The 17,328-nt window shown below is 72.0% G+C and carries 15 protein-coding genes; 7 read left to right on the top strand and 8 right to left on the bottom strand.

Annotation, left to right across the window (positions count from 1 at the left end; genetic code table 11):
- Nucleotides 1-70: 70 nt before the first annotated feature.
- Entirely contained in the window at nt 71-1,087 is a 1,017-nt protein-coding gene (locus ACFE7W_RS16260) for a ketopantoate reductase family protein (RefSeq protein WP_375425867.1), read from the bottom strand.
- 85 nt (nt 1,088-1,172) lie between these two features.
- Here ACFE7W_RS16260 and ACFE7W_RS16255 point away from each other — a divergent pair, with 85 nt between their 5' ends.
- Nucleotides 1,173-1,715, top strand: coding sequence for a GNAT family N-acetyltransferase (locus tag ACFE7W_RS16255; RefSeq protein WP_375425866.1), 543 nt, complete (start codon nt 1,173-1,175; stop codon nt 1,713-1,715).
- Here the strand turns inward: ACFE7W_RS16255 and ACFE7W_RS16250 are convergent.
- The 4 genes from ACFE7W_RS16250 to ACFE7W_RS16235 form a co-directional block, all read right to left on the bottom strand.
- On the bottom strand, nt 1,678-2,169 hold the full coding sequence (locus ACFE7W_RS16250; RefSeq protein ID WP_375425865.1) for a hypothetical protein: 492 nt from the start codon (nt 2,167-2,169) through the stop codon (nt 1,678-1,680). The genes ACFE7W_RS16255 and ACFE7W_RS16250 overlap by 38 nt on opposite strands.
- 121 nt (nt 2,170-2,290) lie before the next feature.
- Nucleotides 2,291-2,974, bottom strand: coding sequence for a Crp/Fnr family transcriptional regulator (locus ACFE7W_RS16245; RefSeq protein WP_375425864.1), 684 nt, complete (start codon nt 2,972-2,974; stop codon nt 2,291-2,293).
- 81 nt (nt 2,975-3,055) lie between these two features.
- Nucleotides 3,056-3,364, bottom strand: a complete 309-nt coding sequence (locus ACFE7W_RS16240) for a hypothetical protein (RefSeq protein ID WP_375425863.1) — start codon at nt 3,362-3,364, stop codon at nt 3,056-3,058.
- Between the two features lie 147 nt (nt 3,365-3,511).
- A complete protein-coding gene (locus ACFE7W_RS16235; protein ID WP_375425862.1) occupies nt 3,512-6,886 on the bottom strand; it encodes an AAA family ATPase in 3,375 nt (1,124 codons plus the stop codon).
- Nucleotides 6,887-7,059: 173 nt separating this feature from the next.
- On the opposite strand from ACFE7W_RS16235, the gene ACFE7W_RS16230 reads away from it, so the two are divergent.
- Both ACFE7W_RS16230 and ACFE7W_RS16225 read left to right on the top strand, forming a co-directional pair.
- Entirely contained in the window at nt 7,060-7,521 is a 462-nt protein-coding gene (locus tag ACFE7W_RS16230; protein ID WP_375425938.1) for an FABP family protein, read from the top strand.
- A gap of 49 nt (nt 7,522-7,570) precedes the next feature.
- A complete protein-coding gene (locus ACFE7W_RS16225; protein ID WP_375425861.1) occupies nt 7,571-8,533 on the top strand; it encodes a YgfZ/GcvT domain-containing protein in 963 nt (320 codons plus the stop codon).
- 23 nt (nt 8,534-8,556) lie between these two features.
- On the opposite strand, the gene ACFE7W_RS16220 is transcribed toward ACFE7W_RS16225, so the two are convergent.
- Nucleotides 8,557-9,546 carry an asparaginase gene (locus tag ACFE7W_RS16220; protein WP_375425860.1) on the bottom strand — a complete coding sequence of 330 codons (990 nt, stop codon included), beginning with the start codon at nt 9,544-9,546 and terminating at the stop codon, nt 8,557-8,559.
- 109 nt (nt 9,547-9,655) lie between these two features.
- On the opposite strand from ACFE7W_RS16220, the gene ACFE7W_RS16215 reads away from it, so the two are divergent.
- The 4 genes from ACFE7W_RS16215 (at nt 9,656) to ACFE7W_RS16200 (ending at nt 14,274) form a co-directional block, all read left to right on the top strand.
- Entirely contained in the window at nt 9,656-10,408 is a 753-nt protein-coding gene (locus ACFE7W_RS16215; RefSeq protein WP_375425859.1) for an HAD family hydrolase, read from the top strand.
- The gene (locus ACFE7W_RS16210) at nt 10,405-12,927 is read left to right on the top strand and encodes a glycoside hydrolase family 65 protein (protein WP_375425858.1); all 2,523 of its coding nucleotides are present in this window, start codon (nt 10,405-10,407) and stop codon (nt 12,925-12,927) included. The genes ACFE7W_RS16215 and ACFE7W_RS16210 overlap by 4 nt, the downstream gene beginning before the upstream one ends.
- A gap of 85 nt (nt 12,928-13,012) precedes the next feature.
- Complete coding sequence (locus ACFE7W_RS16205; protein ID WP_375425857.1) at nt 13,013-13,441, top strand: helix-turn-helix domain-containing protein; 429 nt, start codon at nt 13,013-13,015, stop codon at nt 13,439-13,441.
- 20 nt (nt 13,442-13,461) lie between these two features.
- On the top strand, nt 13,462-14,274 hold the full coding sequence (locus ACFE7W_RS16200; protein WP_375425856.1) for a hypothetical protein: 813 nt from the start codon (nt 13,462-13,464) through the stop codon (nt 14,272-14,274).
- Between the two features lie 82 nt (nt 14,275-14,356).
- Here ACFE7W_RS16200 and typA read toward each other — a convergent pair whose 3' ends face one another.
- Together typA and ACFE7W_RS16190 are read right to left on the bottom strand one after the other, a co-directional pair.
- Complete coding sequence (gene typA, locus ACFE7W_RS16195) at nt 14,357-16,219, bottom strand: translational GTPase TypA (protein ID WP_375425855.1); 1,863 nt, start codon at nt 16,217-16,219, stop codon at nt 14,357-14,359.
- Between the two features lie 119 nt (nt 16,220-16,338).
- Nucleotides 16,339-17,109 carry a hypothetical protein gene (locus ACFE7W_RS16190; RefSeq protein ID WP_375425854.1) on the bottom strand — a complete coding sequence of 257 codons (771 nt, stop codon included), beginning with the start codon at nt 17,107-17,109 and terminating at the stop codon, nt 16,339-16,341.
- Between the last annotated feature and the right edge of the window lie 219 nt (nt 17,110-17,328).

The raw sequence follows: 17,328 nt of genomic DNA, 5'->3' as shown, positions 1-17,328 counted from the left end.
GTGGACGTGGGCGGGTCGATCAGACCACGCAGCGACGCGTTCCGACCAGTGGTTTTCGTTGCTGGCCTCCTCAGGAGGCCGGAAGGCCGAGCCGTTCGGCCAGCTCGTCAGCGCTGAGGTCACCGGGGGCCAGCCCGCTCCTCGCCGCCTGTCGCGCGAGGGTGGCCAGCCGTTCGTTGACGGGGGCCTGCTGGCCGGTCCGGTGCGCGAGGTAGGCGATCTCGCCGTTCAGGTAGTCGGTCTCGACGTTGCCGGTGCCGCGTCGCAGCGACTGCCAGGTGGAGCCGCCGACGTCGTCGGGCACCCCGGGGACGGGCGTCATGGTGAACCCCGCGCTGCGGGCAGCCCGCTCCTCCTCGTCCGAGACGTACGCGATCCCCGCCCCGTCCAGCACCCCGCGCGCCTCCGCCTCCGCCCGGGCCACCAGCGGAGCGGCGTCACCGTTGGTGTGCACCAGGGCCTGGAAGACGTTGCCCAGGTTGCTGATCAGCTTGCGGTACTTCCAGGCCATCACGTCCTCGGGCCGGGGGACGTCGTAGTCGGCGGCCGTCCAGTCGGTGGCCACGCGGTCCAGCAGGGCGGTGTCGGCCCCATCGGCGCCGGCCGGCACCCGGCCGACGTGCAGCATCCCCGACCGGTGACTGGCCCGCAGCACCACCTCACCCGGCACCAGGTGCACCGCCGGCATCCAGACGCAGACGCCGTAGACCCGTCGGAAGTAGCGCAGCGCCAGCTCCTCGCTGGCCACCCCGTTCAGCGCCATCAGGACCGGGAGCCGCTCTCCGGCCGTGCCGCCGCCGAGCACCGCAGCGTCGGCCCAGCTGACCAGCGCGTCGTGGGCCTGCTGGGTCTTGGTCGCGACCACCAGCACGTCGTCCGCGCTCAGCTGGAGCTCGTCCGGACCGCCGACGGCCTGGACGGGGACGGTCAGGTCCTCGGTCGGCGTCCGCAGCCGCAGGCCGTTGGTCTGCAGCGCCCGCAGGTGGTCTCCACGCGCGACCAGCACGGTCTCGAAACCGGCGTGGGTGAGCCGGCCGCCGAGGGCTCCGCCGATCGCCCCGGCCCCGATCACGATGTAGCGCGTCATGACCGCAACGCTAGTAGGACGCGCCCTGAGCCTGTCGAAGGCCCCGAACGGGTGGCGCTGCCGGTGGGGGCACGAAGATGGGGCAGTGAAGTTCCGACTGACCGTGCGCGACCTCGAGCCGACGGACCTGACCGACCTCGACTGGTCGGGGGGCGTCGAGCACCAGCGGGCCTTGGCGGAGGCGCTCCAGGACAGCTGGGAGGGTCTCCGGACGGTGCTCGTGATCGCCCTGGCCAACGGCCGCCTGGTCGCCGTCGGCTCGGTCAGCTTCCCGCCGGACTCCGACGTCGGGGTGCTCACCATGCTCAGCGTGCACGAGCACCTGCAGTCCCTCGGGCTGGGCACCCGGCTGGTGGTGGCGCTGGAGAAGCGGACCCGCGCTCACGGCCGGTCGCGGACCCAGCTGGCCGTCGAGCACGACAACCCGCGGGCCGCCGCTCTCTACCGGCGGCTCGGCTACCGCGAGGTCGGGTCGCGGGTCGAGCACTGGCCGGTGGCGGGCGGCCGGACCTACGTCACCGTCAGCACCGTGCTCGAGCGCGACCTGCCCGATCCGCCGCGGCCGCCAGACAACGGATCGTCGCCGGCGGTCAGCAGCCCGTCTGCACCCAGGCCTGCGGAGTCGTGAACGTGTAGGCGCCCAGCCCGGAGATGGTCACGGTCGCCCGCTGGGACCAGTAGCCACCGCCGCAGAAACGGGGGGTCTCCAGGATCCGGCCGCCCGTCCCGTAGGAGTTGGCGAAGGAGGTGCTCGCCGAGCTCCCGCTGACCACGTTCCCGTTGAAGAGCTGCACGACCGTCACCTTCGTGGAGGAGTGCCGCTGCGAGCAGGTGACGCTCGAGCCGCCGATCGCGGCCCAGGGCGAGTACACGTCTCGGACGACGCCGACCTTGACCGAGCAGTCGCCCCAGTTCCACGCGTAGAGGAAGGAGGGGTTGTACCCCCCGCCGGCAGCCTGCGCCGGGGTGGCCACCGCGAGGCCGCCGGCGAGGGCGACAGCTGCCACGGCGGCGGAGCCGAGCCTTCTGAGGACGCGGCCGTGCGAGGGCCGGGTGCTGGTGGGGTTGATGGTCGAGCTCATGGGAACCTCCGGGGATCACCGATGTCGCCGATCTGGCGAGTGCTCTCAGCCTCGTCAGTTCCGGCGCTCTCCTCCGTCGTCCCCGGGACACCCCGGTGTCGGCTCGCCGACAGACACCTCCTCACCAGGAGCAGCGCGACCGCAGCTCCGGCAGGTTGCGCAGCTCGATCCGGCCGCGGGCGAGCGCGATCACGCCGTCAGCCTCCAGCCGCTTGAGGACCTGGTTGGTCGTGGGGCGGGTCGTTCCCGCGATCTGCGCCACCTCCTCCTGGGACAAGGGGAGCAGCGGGCTCGTCCCGTCGGCGGCGAACTGTCGCCCGAGCTCGTAGAGCCGGCGCGCGACCCGGCGTGCGGCCGGCAGGTGATGCGCCTCGACCACGAGGCGGCTCAGCCGCTCGATCCGGCGGCCCAGCAGGGCGAGGAGGAAGTCGTTGACCTCCGGGTGGGACCGGCGAAGCACCTCCAGGTCGTCCCAGCGCACCACCAGTGTGGTCACGGCGTCAAGGGCCTGGACGGTCGCGGTCCGCTGCTGTCGGGTGTTCAGCGCCCCCGTCTCGCCGAAGACGTCGCCGGGGCAGAGCACCGCCAGGGTGACGCTGTCGCCCCTGGGCGTGCCGAGCCGGACCGCCGCCCAGCCCGAGTTGAGGAGGAAGAGCTCCAGAGCGTCCTCCCCCTGCCGGACAAGACGTTCCCCGACCGCGAACGAGCGGTGCCGGGCGGCCGACAGGACGGCGTCGCGCCCCTGCGGCGGCAGGGCGGCGAGGAGGCCGCGCGACAGCCCGTCCGGTCGTCCCCTGGTCGGCACAGCACCAAGTGGAGCACATCAGCCGCGCTGCTGGCCGATGTGCTCCTCGCGACCCCGGCCTCCAGCCGAGGGTGGTGGGTCTCAGCGTGCGCCCACCGCTGGGCGGTCGGCGGCCGCGCCGAGCCTCTGGTTCGACTCGCCCGAGCGGAAGTAGCCGTAGGTGGCCGACACCAGAGCGCCGAAGAACCACCCGAAACCGGCTGCCTGGTCGAACACCAGGACGCAGCCGACCGTCAGGGCGATCGGGACCAGGACGTCGACGAGGGTGCGGAAGTAGATCGCCAGGCCGATACCGCCGAAGGCGAAACCGATGACGGCGGCGAGCCCGGGCCGGGTCACGCGGCCGACCGGGGGGACGAACTTCCAGAGCTTCACGATCAGTTCTTCCATGGCGATCTCCTCGGCGGTAGGGCGCCCGGCGGGCGCTCGGTGGGTACTGCCCCACCCTCGGCGGTGCGGGCGTCCGGCTCCGTCTCCGTCCGTACTCCCCACCGTCAGCCTGCTGACAGACATCCGCAGGGAACGATGAGTCGCCGGTCAGGCGTAGCGCGGCTGGCGTTCGACGACGCGGGAGAGGTACAGCCGGGCGCCGAGGGCACGCCACAGGGTCAGCGTCCGGCTGAACTGGGCCTCGGCCTCGCCTGCTCGGCCCTCGGCGCGGTGCTGCTCGCCTGCTCTGAGTCTCGCGAGCGCCTCGTCGGGTCGGGAGCCGATCGAGGCGTACACCTCCGCCGCTCCGTCGAAGTCCGCGACGGCGACGGCGCGGGCGGCGGCGAGCCACCGGGTCGGCAGCCGGACACCTGCGGCCAGCTCGGCGAACTCCGCGGAGCGGCCCAGCCCGTCGAGCACCATCGCCAGCGGTCCCGACCAGTCCGGGCTGGCCAGCCGCGCTCCGTCCGCGACGAACGAGACGGCTCTGTCGGCCGTGTCGTGGGCTGCTCCGACGTCGCCGCCCGCCAGCTGCGCCCAGGCCTGCTGCGGGAGCAGGGACTGCAATGTGCCGGCGAGGTCGAGCCTGGCGGCGACCTCGACGGCGGCCGTCAGGTCCGAGTCCGCCCCCGCGAGGTCACCGCGCGCCAGCCTCATCAGCCCCCGCAGCTGCTGGCAGCCGACGTCGGTGAAGTGCGACGACCCCTCCTCCGACAGGGCGAGGGCCCGCTCGACCAGGCGGGTGGCGGTCCTCCAGTCGCCGCGCCAGTAGCTCTCCCAGGCACGCTCGGAGTCGGCCAGCCGCAGGTCGGTGGCCATGGCGTAGAGGCGGGCGCTGGCCTGGGCTTCGGCGTCGAGTCCGAAGCCGCGCGCGAGGTCCCCGATCGCGACCGCCGCGTTCGCGAGGTTGTGGTACTCGACGGTCGCCGGGGCACGGTTCCTCAGGCAGGTGTCGAGGGCCTCCTGGAGGTCGTCCAGCCCCCCGAGGTCACCGGTCTCCAGCCGCGTGACGCCGACCGCCGTCAGGGCCCCGCACCGGGCTGCGGGCTGGTCGAGGCCGAGGGCGTCGGCCATCTCGAGGGCCCTCCGGCCGCTGGCCAGGGCCTCGTCCGGGCGGCCGGCGATCATCTGGTCCAGCGCGGTGTCGGCCAGGACCGAGGCCTTCGCGAGCGAGGGACCCGCCGGCTCGAGCAGGTCGAGCGCCCGCTGCAGCGCCGTGCGGCCCGCCTCGTCATCGCCTTGGGTGTAGTAGGTCGCTGACTGCCGGCGGCTCGCCTCGGCGGCCAGCTCGCGGTCGCCCTGGTCGACCAGGCCGGCGTACGCCTCCTCGAGCAGGTCGGCACCGGCGCTCCGGGCGTTGGACAGGGCAGAGCCGAGATGCAGCAGCAGGCGGGGCCGGTCGGGGTCCTCGGACGGCCACAGCGCCAGCGCCTGCTCGTACCAGGCGGCCGCCACGGCGTAGGCGTGCAGCTGCCGGGACCGGTCCGCGGCTGCGCGGGCAGCCAGCCGGGTGGCCTCGACCAGCTCGGGGGTCGACGTCTGGGTGCTCACCGCCAGCTCGTGGGCCGACCTCCAGTGGTGCGCGAGCAGCTCGGCGCGGTCGTGGACGCGATCCGCCGCGAGCCCTGAAAGCCATCGTGCACAGCGCTGGTGCCACTCCCCGCGCACCGCCCGCGGGATCTGGGCGTACGCCACGTCGCGGACGAGCGCGTGCACGAAGACGTAGCGGACCCAGCCGGCCCCGTCGTCGTCGGCTGTCCGTCGGATCAGCTCGCGACGCTCGAGCACCGCGACGCGTGCGCTCAGGGTGTCCTCGTCGAGCGAGCTCAGCGCGGCCAGGGCCTCGAGCCACCCCTCGCCCCCCAGGACCGCCGCGAGCTGCACCAGCTGCTTGTGCTCGGGGTCGAGGGTGTCCAGGCGTGCGGCGGTGATGCCCTCGACCGTCGGTGGCGGGCTGCTCAGCTCGGCCACCGCGTCGCCGGTCCAGGTGCGACGCCCCCGCCTGAGGTGGCCGCGGTCGGCCAGCATCCGCACCCACTCCTCGGCGTAGAGGGGGTTGCCCCCGGACCGGTCGAGCAGCGGTGCCTGCAGCTCGGCCGGGATCACGTGCCGGCCGAGCAACCCGGCCAGGAGCCGCGCCGTCTCGGGCGTGCTCAGCGGGGCCAGCGACACCAGCGTGCGACGCGGGTCGGGCTGCTGCCAACCCGGGCGGCGCGGCAGCAGCTCGGGCCGGGTGGTCCCGACCACCAGGATCGGGGAGTGCTCGGCGTAGCTGAGCAGGTGATCCAGGAAGTCGAGCAGCAGCGGATCGGCCCAATGCAGGTCCTCGACCAGGAGCACCACCGGCTGGCCCGCCGCGACCAGCTCGAGGAACCGAGCCCAGGCGGCGAAGGCCTCGCTCATGCCGCTGCCGGTCGCCGTACCCAGGCCCACCAGCACAGCCAGCTGGCGCCTGAGCCAGTCGGCCTCCTCGGCCTCGAGCGAGAACCCGGCCACCGTCGAGCGCACCTGCTCCTCGGCCTCGGCCGCCGTGTCGGCCGCTCGGATGCCGACGAGGTCCACCACGATGGCGGCCAGCGCCGAGAGCGCGACGTCCTCGCCGTAGGGAAGGCACCGGCCCTGCCGCCACCCCGCCGGCGCGGGGCCGTTGCCGAGCCGCTGACGCAGCTCGGTCACGAGCCGGGTCTTGCCCAGACCCGGGGCGCCGACCAGGACGACCAGCTCGCTCCGGCCGCGCAGGCGCACCCGGTCCGCGACCTGGACGAGCCTCGCCAGCTCGACCTCCCGCCCGACCATCGGCGCAGCCTCCGGGCTGCGCCTGCGGTCGTCGGCGTCTCGTCGCAGCCCGACGGCGACCGCGGGGTGGACGGCCTCGGTCCTGCCGCGAGGCAGCACCGGCGCCACGGCCTCGTAGTGCACCCAGCGGTCGGTGAGCCGCCGCGTGAGCTCGTCGACCAGGACGCCGTCCTCGGGCGCGGCAGTCTGCAACCGGGCGGCCGTGTTGACGACGTCTCCCACCACCAGTCCCTCGCCGTCGCGGACGCGCGCGTCGAGGGACACCAGAGCCGGGCCGGTCGTGACGGCGAGCCGGACGTGGAGGTCCGGCCCGGGACCGCCGGCGTGCTGCCGCATCCGGTCCGTGATCGCCAGCGCCGCGCGCACCGCACGCTCGGCGTCGTCCTCGCGGGCCCGGGGGGCCCCGAAGACGCCGACCACAGCGTCCCCGATGAACTTCTCGACCGTGCCGCCGTGCTGCTCGAGGATGGAGCGAACCTGGAGGTAGTAGGGCGTGAGAAGGGTCCGGACGTCCTCGACGTCGAGATGCTCGGAGCGGGAGGTGAAGCCGACCAGGTCGCAGAACAGCACACTGACCCGCTTGCGTTCCTCCCGCAGCGAGGTCGGCCCCACCAGCCGGGCGCCACAGCCGGAGCAGAACCGGGCCGTCGGCGCATTGCTCTGGTGGCATTGCGGGCAGCCCGTCATGGACCTGATCGTAGGGGTCGGGGATCGTCTGGGGGAGGGCGTCGTCGACAGCCTGGTGCGGGCCGTGCCGAGCGCGTGGACACGACCTGCCCGGTCGTCAGGCGGCCCGGCGGCGCGAACACTAGGATGTCGGGGTGGCGTTCGAGATCAATCCCGACCTGCACCCCCGGCTGATGCCGATCGCGTGGCTGATCGGTCGCTGGGAGGGTTCGGGCAAGGGCAACTACCCCGGCATCCCCGACTTCGACTTCGGTCAGCAGGTCGACTTCGCCACCAACGGCGGTGACTACCTGCACTACCTCTCCCAGACGTTCGAGGTCGACGAGGAGGGCCGGGCTGTCCGGCCGCTGAGCATGGAGACCGGGTTCTGGCGGCCGCAGGCCGACGGCAGCATCGAGGTCGTGATGTCCCACCCCGAGGGCTACACCGAGATCTGGTACGGCAAGGTCACGGGCGCCCAGATCGACCTGACCACCGACGCGGTGGTGCGGACCGTCTCGGCCGAGGACTACGCCGCCGGCCGACGGCTGTACGGGAACGTGGACGGCGAGCTGCTCTGGACGCTGGACAAGGCCGCGAACGGACAGCCGCTGCAGTACCATCTCTGGGCCCGTCTCGTCCGCGCCCGAGCCTGATCACCGACCGGTCGGGAAGAAACCTCCGGCGTCTCGCGCTGACCAGACCATGAGCTCCCAGACCGCGATCGTGGCCGAGTCGGGCGTGGACGCCGGCGTCCCCTGGCACTACGGCGACCCGATGCGCGAGCAGCGGCAGTTCGGGTCCGGCACGGCCGTGGTCGACCTCTCGCACCGCGGCGTCGTGACGGTCACGGGCCCCGACCGGCTGACCTGGCTGCACTCGCTGACCACCCAGCACCTGACCGCCCTGGCGCCCGGCGTCGGGGTGACCACCTTGGTGCTCTCCCCGCAGGGCCACGTCGAGCACGTCCTCTACGGCGTCGACGACGGCACGACGTTCTGGGCGCACACCGAACCGGACGCCGCGCCCGGCCTGGCGGCCTGGCTGGACCGGATGCGCTTCATGATGCGCGTCGAGGTCGCCGACCGGACCCCCGAGTACGCCGTCGTCTGGCAGCTCGGCGGCGACGAGGTGCCCTGGCCGGTCCGGAGCGGCCCGGACTCCCTCGGCGGCCGCGAGCTGTTCGTCCCGCGCGGCGACCTGACCGCGGCCCTCGAGCTGGCCCCCCGAGCGGGCACCTGGGCTCTCGAGGCCCGACGGATCGAGGCCGGCGTGCCCCGGGTCGGCCTCGACACCGACCACCGCACCATCCCCAACGAGGTCGGCCTGCTCGGTGTCGCCGTCCACCTGGACAAGGGCTGCTACCGCGGTCAGGAGACGGTCGCGCGCGTCCACACCCTCGGCCGGCCGCCCCGCCGGCTGGTGCGGTTGCTGCTGGACGGCAGCGTCGACTCCCTGCCGACCCCCGGCGCGGCGTTGGAGCTGGCCGGCCGGTCGGTCGGCTTCGTCGGCGGCTCCGCCCGCCACCACGAGCTCGGCCCGGTCGCGCTGGCGATGGTCAAGCGCACCGTCGATCCCGACGCGACCCTGCTGGTCGACGGCATCGCCGCCGGCCAGGAGATCCTGGTCGACCCCGAGGTCGGCCTGCACGTCCGCCCCCGCCTCTGACCTCACGCTCAGCGGCGCGTTCCTCAGCCGAGAGCGGTCAAGGCCTCGGCGACCGGGCGGATCTCGCCGACGCGCTCGCCGTGGCCCAGGACCGGGGCGCTGACCTGCTCGTCGAGCGTCCGGTGGTCGTAGCCCAGGCGCTGCAGGACGGCGGCCATCAGCACCGCGCGGGCGCGCGGGTTGCCGTCGGTGATCTTCAGGGCCACCCCGCGGCCGTCGGGCAGGCCGACGGCGTAGACCGCCTCGGCGCCGGCCTTGCCCACCAGACCGGGGATGGCCCGGTGCAGCGCGAGCTCGTCACGCGTGGTGCCCGAGGTGTACTCCGGGTGGGCCCGGATGGCGTCCGCGACCTGTCGCTCCTCACCGTCAGCGGCGGCCGCCAGCGAGCCGAACGCCCGGGCCAGGCCGTACAGCGAGATCGCGAAGAGCGGTGCGCCGCAGCCGTCGACGGCCAGCTGACCGGCCTGCTCGTGAGCGAGGTCGTCGATGGTCCGCAGGATCGCCAGCTGGGTCTTGGAGTCGGGGTCGCGGTAGGTCGCGACGTCCCCGCCCATCGCCACCGTGGTGGCCAGCATCCCGGCGTGCTTGCCCGAGCAGTTCATGGAGATCGGCGCCTTCGCCCCGCCGGACCGGATCACGGCCTCGCGGGCGACGTCGTCGAGCGGCCAGTCGGGCGGGGTCTGCAGCGCCGACTCGTCCAGTCCGACGCCGGCCAGGATTGCCCGCACGCCGTCGACGTGGATCGGCTCGCCGGAGTGCGACGCGCAGACCAACGCCAGCAGGGCCGCCTTCTCCGGTGAGGCGTCCAGGTCCAAGCCGGCCCGCAGCATGCCGACCGCCTGCAGCGGCTTGCTCGAGCTGCGTGGGTACATCGGGGCGAACTCGGCGCCGACGGAGGCGAGCAGGTCGCCGTCGGGTCCCGTGATCGCGACGCGGCCGCGGTGCACGCTCTCGACGAAGCCGCTGCGGACGACCTCCACGACGATCGGGTCGCTCTCCTCGGGCCTGGTCACGTCGGAAATCTAGCCGCGATCAGCCACGGCGCGAACTGGCTCTGCCCTGGGCGAACAATCGTTGGCGCATTTGTCCGAACAACAGCGGAATGGGCTCTACGCTTCTCGGGTGGACTGGGACACGTACGACGCGGCGCTGTTCGACCTCGACGGCGTGCTGACGCCCACGGCCGAGGTGCACATGCGCGCGTGGCGAGAGCTGTTCGTGGACTTCCTGACCACGCGTGGGCTCACCGACGCCCCCTACACCGAGCGCGACTACTTCGACCACATCGACGGCAAGCCCCGCTACGACGGCGTCCGCTCGTTCCTGGCCTCGCGCGGCGTCCCGCTCGCCGACGGGGACCCCACCGACGGGCCGGACGTGCAGACCGTCTGCGGTCTCGGCAACCGCAAGAACGCTTTCTTCGCCGCCGTGCTGGCCGACGAGGGCGTCCTCCCGTACCCCGGCTCGGTGGCCCTGCTGGACTTCCTGGCCGAGAGGCGCACCGCGGTCGCGGTCGTGTCGTCCTCGCGGAACGCGCCGGCCGTGCTGGAGGCCGCCGGGCTGGCCGAGCGCTTCGAGCTGGTGGTCGACGGCACGGTCGCCGCCCAGGAGGGCCTGGCCGGCAAGCCGTCGGGGGCCACCTACGTGTACGCCGCCCAGCAGCTGGGGGTCCCGGTGGAGCGCGCCGTGGTCTTCGAGGACGCCCTCTCCGGCGTCGAGGCCGGGCGGGACGGCGGCTTCGGCCTCGTGGTCGGCGTGGACCGCGGTGTCGGGGTCGACCGGCTGACTGCTGCTGGCGCTGACATCGTTGTCGCCGATCTGGCTGAGCTCGTCGGCGACGGCACTGCCTCGAGCACCGCCGAGCCCCGGCCGTGATCGGCTCCGGTGGCGACGACCCGATCCGGTCGCAGGACCCGCTGGACCGCGGCCGCTTCCCCGTGGATGAGTGGCGACTGACCGAGGCGCACTACAGCTCCGCGGACCTGGGTGTCACCGAGACCCTCTTCGCCGTCGGCAACGGCTACCTGGGGATGCGCGGGAACGTCGAGGAGGGTCGCGAGGCCCACGCCCACGGCACCTTCATCAACGGCTTCCACGAGACCTGGCCGATCCGGCACGCCGAGGAGGCGTTCGGTTTTGCCCGCGTCGGCCAGACGATCGTCAACGTGCCCGACAACAAGACCATGAAGCTCTACGTGGACGACGAGCCGATGCTGCTCTCGGTGGCCGACCTGGAGTCCTACGAGCGCTCGCTGGACTTCCGCGACGGGGTCCTGCACCGCGACATCGTCTGGCGCACGCCGGGTGGCAAGCGGGTCCGCGTCACCTCCACCCGGATGGTCTCCTTCACCAACCGCCACCTGGCGATCATGACCATCGAGGTCACGATGCTGGACGACGAGGCACCGGTGGTCATCTCGAGCCAGACGCTGAACCGGCAGGACGGCCGCGACGAGTACCACGTCCGGTCCGCGGCCATGGGCACCGGCACGGACCCGCGCAAGGCCGAGGCGTTCGAGACCCGGGTGCTGGAACCTCAGCAGCACTGGTGCTCCGACACCCGGATCGCCCTCGGCTACCGGTGCGCGAACTCCGGCATGACCCTGGCCGTCGGGGTCGACCACGCGATCGAGACCGCCAACCCCTACACCGCCCACATCAGCGCCGACGAGGACACCGGCAAGATGGTCTACCGGGTGCAGGCCCGTCCCGGCCAGCCGATCAAGATCATCAAGACGGTCTCCTACCACACCTCCCGCGGCATTCCCGTGCGCGAGCTGGTGGACCGGACCCGGCGCACCCTCGACCGGGTCCTGGCCAGCGGGACCGAACCCGAGTACGTGGCGCAGCGACGCTGGCTCGACGACTTCTGGGACCGCACCGACGTGGTGATCGAGGGCCAGCCGGCGCTGCAGCAGGCGATCCGCTGGAACCTGTTCCAGATCGCCCAGGCCACCGCCCGGGCTGAGCAGTCCGGCGTCCCCGCCAAGGGCGTGACGGGTTCTGGCTACGGCGGCCACTACTTCTGGGACACCGAGATCTACGTGCTCCCGTTCTTGACCTACACCTCGCCCAAGATGGCCCGCGGGGCGCTGCGCTTCCGCTACAACATGCTCGACGCCGGCCGCCGCCGCGCCCAGGACCTCGCCCAGAGCGGCGCGCTCTTCCCCTGGCGGACCGTCAACGGCGAGGAGGCCTCGGCCTACTACGCCGCCGGGACCGCCCAGTACCACATCGACGCCGACATCTCCTACGCGTTGTGCAAGTACGTCCAGGTCACGGGCGACGAGGACTTCATGTGGCGCGAGGGCATCGACATCCTGGTCGAGACGGCCCGGATGTGGGCCGACCTCGGTTTCTGGCGCGAGGACGGGGACGGCTCCCGCAGCTTCCACATCCACGGGGTGACCGGCCCGGACGAGTACACGACCGTGGTCAACGACAACCTCTTCACCAACGTGATGGCCCGGTTCAACCTCGAGAAGGCCGCCTGGACGGTCAACCACATGAAGACCGACATGCCGGAGGCGTACCGCCGGGTGGTCGCGCGGCTCGAGATCCACGCCAGCGAGCTGCGCGAGTGGGTGGCGGCCGCCAAGGCGATGGCCATCCCGTACGACCCCGTCACCGGGATCAACCCGCAGGACGCCCAGTTCCTCGACCGGGAGGTGTGGGACCTCAAGCACACGCCGGAGGACAAGCGGCCGCTGATGCTGCACTACCACCCGCTGGTCATCTACCGCTTCCAGGTGCTCAAGCAGGCCGATGTGGTGCTGGCCCTGTTCCTGCAGGGCGACCACTTCTCGCTGGACCAGAAGCGGGCCGACTTCCAGTACTACGACCCGATCACCACCGGCGACTCGACGCTCTCCGGCGTCGTCCAGTCGATCATCGCGGCCGAGGTGGGCTACCGCGACCTCGCGCTGCGCTACTTCCACAGCTCGCTCTTCGTCGACCTGGCCGACCTCCACGGCAACGCCACGGACGGGGTGCACGTCGCCTCGACGGGCGGCGTCTGGAACGCGCTGGTCTACGGCTTCGGCGGGATGCGTGACTACGACGGCGTCTTCACCTTCGACCCGCGGCTGCCCGAGAGCTGGTCGGCGCTGCGCTTCAGCCTCACCCTGCGCGGCACCCGGGTCGCGGTGGACCTGACGGCCGAGGAGATGACCTTCACGGTGGTCGAGGCGGGCCCGACCTCGGTCGAGGTCGCGGTGCAGGGCCGCCGGGTCCGGCTGGTCGAGGGTCCGCCCATCGTGGTGCAGCTGAACGGACAGGGCCCGCTGATCGAGGGTCGCCTCGCCCTGCAGACCGGTGAGCGGCGGCCCGACGGCTCCCTCATCACCGCCTCCGTCCCCCAGGCCACCACGCCCAGGAGACTTCGCGCGGTCTGACGGCACGCGCCCGCCGACCCTGAGATACCCCCCATGCTGCTAGCCAGGGCTTGCATCCGCTTGCAACTGCAAGCACCATGGAGGCATGGCACGTCTGCGATCAGCGAACCTGGGGGACCAGCTCAACTCCCTCGGTGAGTTCATCGCGGCTCAGCGTCGCAGCGCGGAGCTCTCGCTGCGCCAGCTGGCCGAGCAGACCGGGATCTCGAACCCCTACCTGAGCCAGATCGAACGCGGGCTCCGCAAGCCCTCGGCCGAGGTCCTGCAGCAGCTGTCGAAGGCGCTGCGGGTCTCGGCAGAGACCTTGTACGTCCGCGCCGGAATCCTGGATCCTCTAGACCACCCCAGCACGACCGTCGAGATGGCCGTGCTGGCCGACCCCGGGATCAGCGAGCGCCAGAAGCACGTGCTGATCGAGATCTACAGCTCGTTCGTACGTGAGAACGAGCGAAGTGCGGCCGACCAGGCGGCCACAGCCGGGCCCCCCTCACCGTCCACCGACCCCTTCCACTGAAGACACGCCCAGGAGGCATCATGTCCACCACGCCCGACCCCACCCCGTTCGACGAGACCCCCGTCGACACCAGCCCGATCGACACCAGCCCGACCGACACCACCCCGGTCGCGGAGTACACCCCGGTCGAACCGAGTCTCGCCGGCCCCGAGGCCGAGCCGCTGATCGGCGACGTGCCGACCGTGGACGTCGCCCCTGAGCCCGAGCCGCGGCCGTCGCTGTCGCAGACCGCGGCCGCGATGCGCGAGGCCGACCTGAAGGCCCTGTACGCGTTCGCCGGCTTCACCGAGCTGGCCGTGGGCGCCGTCCGTAGCACGGTGACCGACACCCAGCGCTGGGCGAACGCTCGGCTGGCCGAGCTCCGGTTCCGCCGTCAGGAGCTGGCGAAGCAGACCGAGCAGGTCCGCCTCATCGCCGAGAAGCGGGTGCCCGAGGACATCAAGGCCGTTCCCGAGGTGGCCAAGGGCCGGGTGACCGAGCTGCAGGAGCAGGCCACCAGCACCTACAGCGATCTGGCCACCCGTGGCCAGCGGGTCCTGAACAGCGTCCGCAGCGACGTGACCGGCCGGATCGACCCGACCTTCGACAAGATCCAGGAGCGGATCGACGCGGCCCGCGCGCTGATCAAGAGCCGTGCAGCCGCCGCCGCCGCGGCGACCTCGGCCCCGGCCCCGCAGCCGGCCGCTCCCACCGTGCCCGACGAGGTCGTTCCCGAGACGCTCGTCGCCGACGGTGTGCTGATCGACGACGGCTCGTCCGAGCCGCTCGACGAGGTCATCAGCCCGACCGTGCCGCCGACCTTCGACGCGCCGGCGACCGACCGTCAGGTCTGACGCCAGCTGAGAGACCACGTGGAGCGATCCTGACGCGACTACCCGTCAGGATCGCTCCACGTGATGGCTGCTGACGCAGCGCTCAGGCGTTCTTCGCCCGTGAGCGGGTCCGGGCCCGCTCGTTGCCGGACAGCACGACCTTGCGGATCCGGACGGCGGCCGGGGTGACCTCGATGCACTCGTCGCCACGGCAGAACTCCAGCGCCTGCTCCATCGCCATGTTCTTCGGCGGGATGAGGCGCTCGAGCTCGTCGCCGGTGGAGGAGCGCACGTTGGTGAGCTTCTTCTCGCGCGTGATGTTGACGTCCATGTCGTCGGAGCGGGCGTTCTCGCCGACGATCATGCCCTCGTAGACCTCGGTGGTCGGGCCGACGAAGAGCGTCCCCCGCTCCTGCAGGCTGAAGGACGCGTAGGCCGTCACGGCGCCGCTCCGGTCGGAGACGAGCGACCCGTTCGGACGGGTGCGCAGCTCGCCGTGCCAGGGCTCGTAGGACTCGAAGACGTGGTGCATCATGCCGGTGCCACGGGTCTCGGTGAGGAACTCGGTCCGGAAGCCGATCAGGCCGCGGGCCGGCACCAGGTACTCCATCCGGACCCAGCCGGTGCCGTGGTTGATCATCTGCTCCAGCCGGCCGCGCCGCAGCCCCATCAGCTGGGTGACCACGCCGACGTAGTCCTCGGGGGCGTCGATGGTCAACCGCTCGACGGGCTCGTGGACCTTGCCGTCGATCTCACGGGTGACGACCTGCGGCTTGCCGACGGTCAGCTCGAAGCCCTCGCGGCGCATCATCTCCACCAGGATGGCCAGCTGCAGCTCGCCGCGGCCCTGGACCTCCCAGGTGTCGGGACGCTCGGTCGGGAAGACCTTGATCGAGACGTTGCCGACGAGCTCGGCGTCCAGCCGGTTCTTGACCAGGCGGGCGGTGAGGAGCTTGCCCGACTTGCCGGCCAGCGGGGAGGTGTTGATGCCGATGGTCATCGAGATCGACGGCTGGTCGACGGTGATCAGGGGCAGCGGCTTCGGGTTCGCGGGGTCCGACAGCGTCTCGCCGATGGTGATGTCGGGGATGCCGGCGATGGCCACGATGTCGCCCGGGCGGGCCAGGTCGGCGGGGACGCGGTCCAGCGCCTCGGTGATCAACATCTCAGACAGCTTGATGTTCTGGATGGTCCCGTCCTGCTTGCACCAGGCCACCACCTGGTTGCGCTTCATCTCACCGGCAAAGACCCGGCAGAGCGCGAGCCGACCCAGGTAGGGCGACGCGTCCAGGTTGGTCACGTGGGCCTGCAGCACCGCGCCCTCCTCGTACTCGGGCGCGGGGACGCCGTCGAGGATGGTCGCGAAGAGCGGGCCGAGGTTCTCCGCGTCCGGCATCTCGCCGTTCGCCGGAGCGGTCAGCGAGGCGCGACCGGCCTTGGCCGAGGCGTAGACGACCGGGAAGTTGAGGACGTCGGTGTCGCTGTCGTCGAGCAGGTCGAGGAACAGCTCGTAGGTCTCTTCGACGACCTCGGCGATCCGCGCGTCGGGGCGGTCGACCTTGTTGACCACCACGATGATCGGCAGGTTCTTGGCCAGCGCCTTGCGCAGCACGAACCGGGTCTGGGGCAGCGGGCCCTCCGACGCGTCCACCAGCAGGACCACGCCGTCGACCATCTCCAGCCCGCGCTCGACCTCACCACCGAAGTCGGCGTGGCCGGGGGTGTCGATGATGTTGATGATCACGTTCGAACCGTCGGGCGCGTGGTGCAGCACGGCGGTGTTCTTCGCGAGGATCGTGATGCCCTTCTCGCGCTCGAGGTCCATCGAGTCCATCACGCGGTTGTTGACGTCCTGGTTGGCGCGGAAGGCGCCGGACTGCCAGAGCATGGCGTCGACGAGAGTCGTCTTGCCGTGGTCGACGTGGGCCACGATGGCGACGTTGCGCAGATCAGAGCGGATGGGCATGCGTGAGGACTTCCTGACAGGTAGATGAGTCGCGGTCGCGGCGGCGACGCAGGCAACGAGACCCGAGTCTACCGGCGCGGTGAGCCGGAGCCCGAATCCTCGGGCTCCGGCTCGTGCGCTCAGGCCGTCAGCCGGCCGCGGCCCAGCAGCCGGAGGCCCACCAGAAAGGTCGGGGCGTAGCAGACCAGACCGGTCAGCCCGCCGGCGATGAGGCCGAGCGCGTTACCGCCGATGAGCTGGTCCGACGCGCCGCCGACCCAGCCCATGACCAGGTACGGCAGGACCATCGGCAGGGCCGACAGCGGGACCAGCCACCAGGAGATCACGCCCGCGCGGGCCAGTCCGGCGTACAGCAGCACCGGCAGCAGGATGACGAGCTTGCCGCTCTGCCACCACAGCTGGGACGCCACGTCGCCGTCGACCATCATCGCGTTGGCGACCTTCACGGCGTCCCCCAGGGCCAGGTTGTTGCCCAGGGCGGTCAGGAAGTAGTCGTTCAGCATCAGCGCGGACATCTGCACGGCGGCGAAGCCGCCCACGAGACCACCGACCAGGGTGAGGACCCGACCCTTGCTGCCCCGGACCAGGGTCATCGCCACGAGCAGGCCCAGGGCCAGGGTGACCCAGCCGTAGTGCAGCAGGCTGGCCGACAGGCTGGACAGGAACGGGTCGCGGGCCAGTGACTCGACGTAGTCATCCATCGCCCGGCTCGCCTGAGGCGGTGAGGTGAGGATGCCGCCGACGATCAGCAGCGGGGTGGCAAGCATCGCGGCCCCGCCGGCGTAGCTGACCACCGTCCGCAGCGGCGGGCTGAACAGACCGGCGGTCTCGGCGGTCTCGGCGGGCTGGGCGACGGGGTCGGTGGTGGACGAGGGGACAGTGGTGGTCATCGGGGCTCCTAGGTCGTGACCTCGGCCGGAGGTCGTCGAGGTGATGGCCAGAACGCTAGGAACTCCGGGTGGGGTGGGGGATCGGTCCGCCGGCCCGTCCTCGCTGCGACCGGCGGTCGGCGTCGCCGGCTCCTGTCATCCGCGGGGAGGACGTCCTGGCCTACGGCATCCTCTCCGCAGACGATGCGGGCCTCGTCCCGGACCGCCTAGCGTGCTGCC

This window comes from uncultured Friedmanniella sp. (genome assembly GCF_964244285.1).
In the GTDB taxonomy this organism is placed as follows: Bacteria; Actinomycetota; Actinomycetes; order Propionibacteriales; family Propionibacteriaceae; genus Microlunatus.
The sequence above is the reverse complement of the archived record's forward strand: the minus strand, read 5'-3'. Positions and strand labels throughout refer to the sequence as shown.

Excerpts from the sequence above, each read along its gene's own strand:
- ACFE7W_RS16260 (WP_375425867.1), bottom strand. The coding sequence starts at position 1,087 with ATGACGCGCTACATCGTGATCGGGGCCGGGGCGATCGGCGGAGCCCTC.
- ACFE7W_RS16250 (WP_375425865.1), bottom strand. The coding sequence starts at position 2,169 with ATGAGCTCGACCATCAACCCCACCAGCACCCGGCCCTCGCACGGCCGC.
- ACFE7W_RS16240 (WP_375425863.1), bottom strand. The coding sequence starts at position 3,364 with ATGGAAGAACTGATCGTGAAGCTCTGGAAGTTCGTCCCCCCGGTCGGC.
- ACFE7W_RS16235 (WP_375425862.1), bottom strand. The coding sequence starts at position 6,886 with ATGACGGGCTGCCCGCAATGCCACCAGAGCAATGCGCCGACGGCCCGG.
- ACFE7W_RS16230 (WP_375425938.1), top strand. The coding sequence starts at position 7,060 with ATGCCGATCGCGTGGCTGATCGGTCGCTGGGAGGGTTCGGGCAAGGGC.
- ACFE7W_RS16225 (WP_375425861.1), top strand. The coding sequence starts at position 7,571 with ATGAGCTCCCAGACCGCGATCGTGGCCGAGTCGGGCGTGGACGCCGGC.
- ACFE7W_RS16205 (WP_375425857.1), top strand. The coding sequence starts at position 13,013 with ATGGCACGTCTGCGATCAGCGAACCTGGGGGACCAGCTCAACTCCCTC.
- ACFE7W_RS16200 (WP_375425856.1), top strand. The coding sequence starts at position 13,462 with ATGTCCACCACGCCCGACCCCACCCCGTTCGACGAGACCCCCGTCGAC.
- typA (WP_375425855.1), bottom strand. The coding sequence starts at position 16,219 with ATGCCCATCCGCTCTGATCTGCGCAACGTCGCCATCGTGGCCCACGTC.
- ACFE7W_RS16190 (WP_375425854.1), bottom strand. The coding sequence starts at position 17,109 with ATGACCACCACTGTCCCCTCGTCCACCACCGACCCCGTCGCCCAGCCC.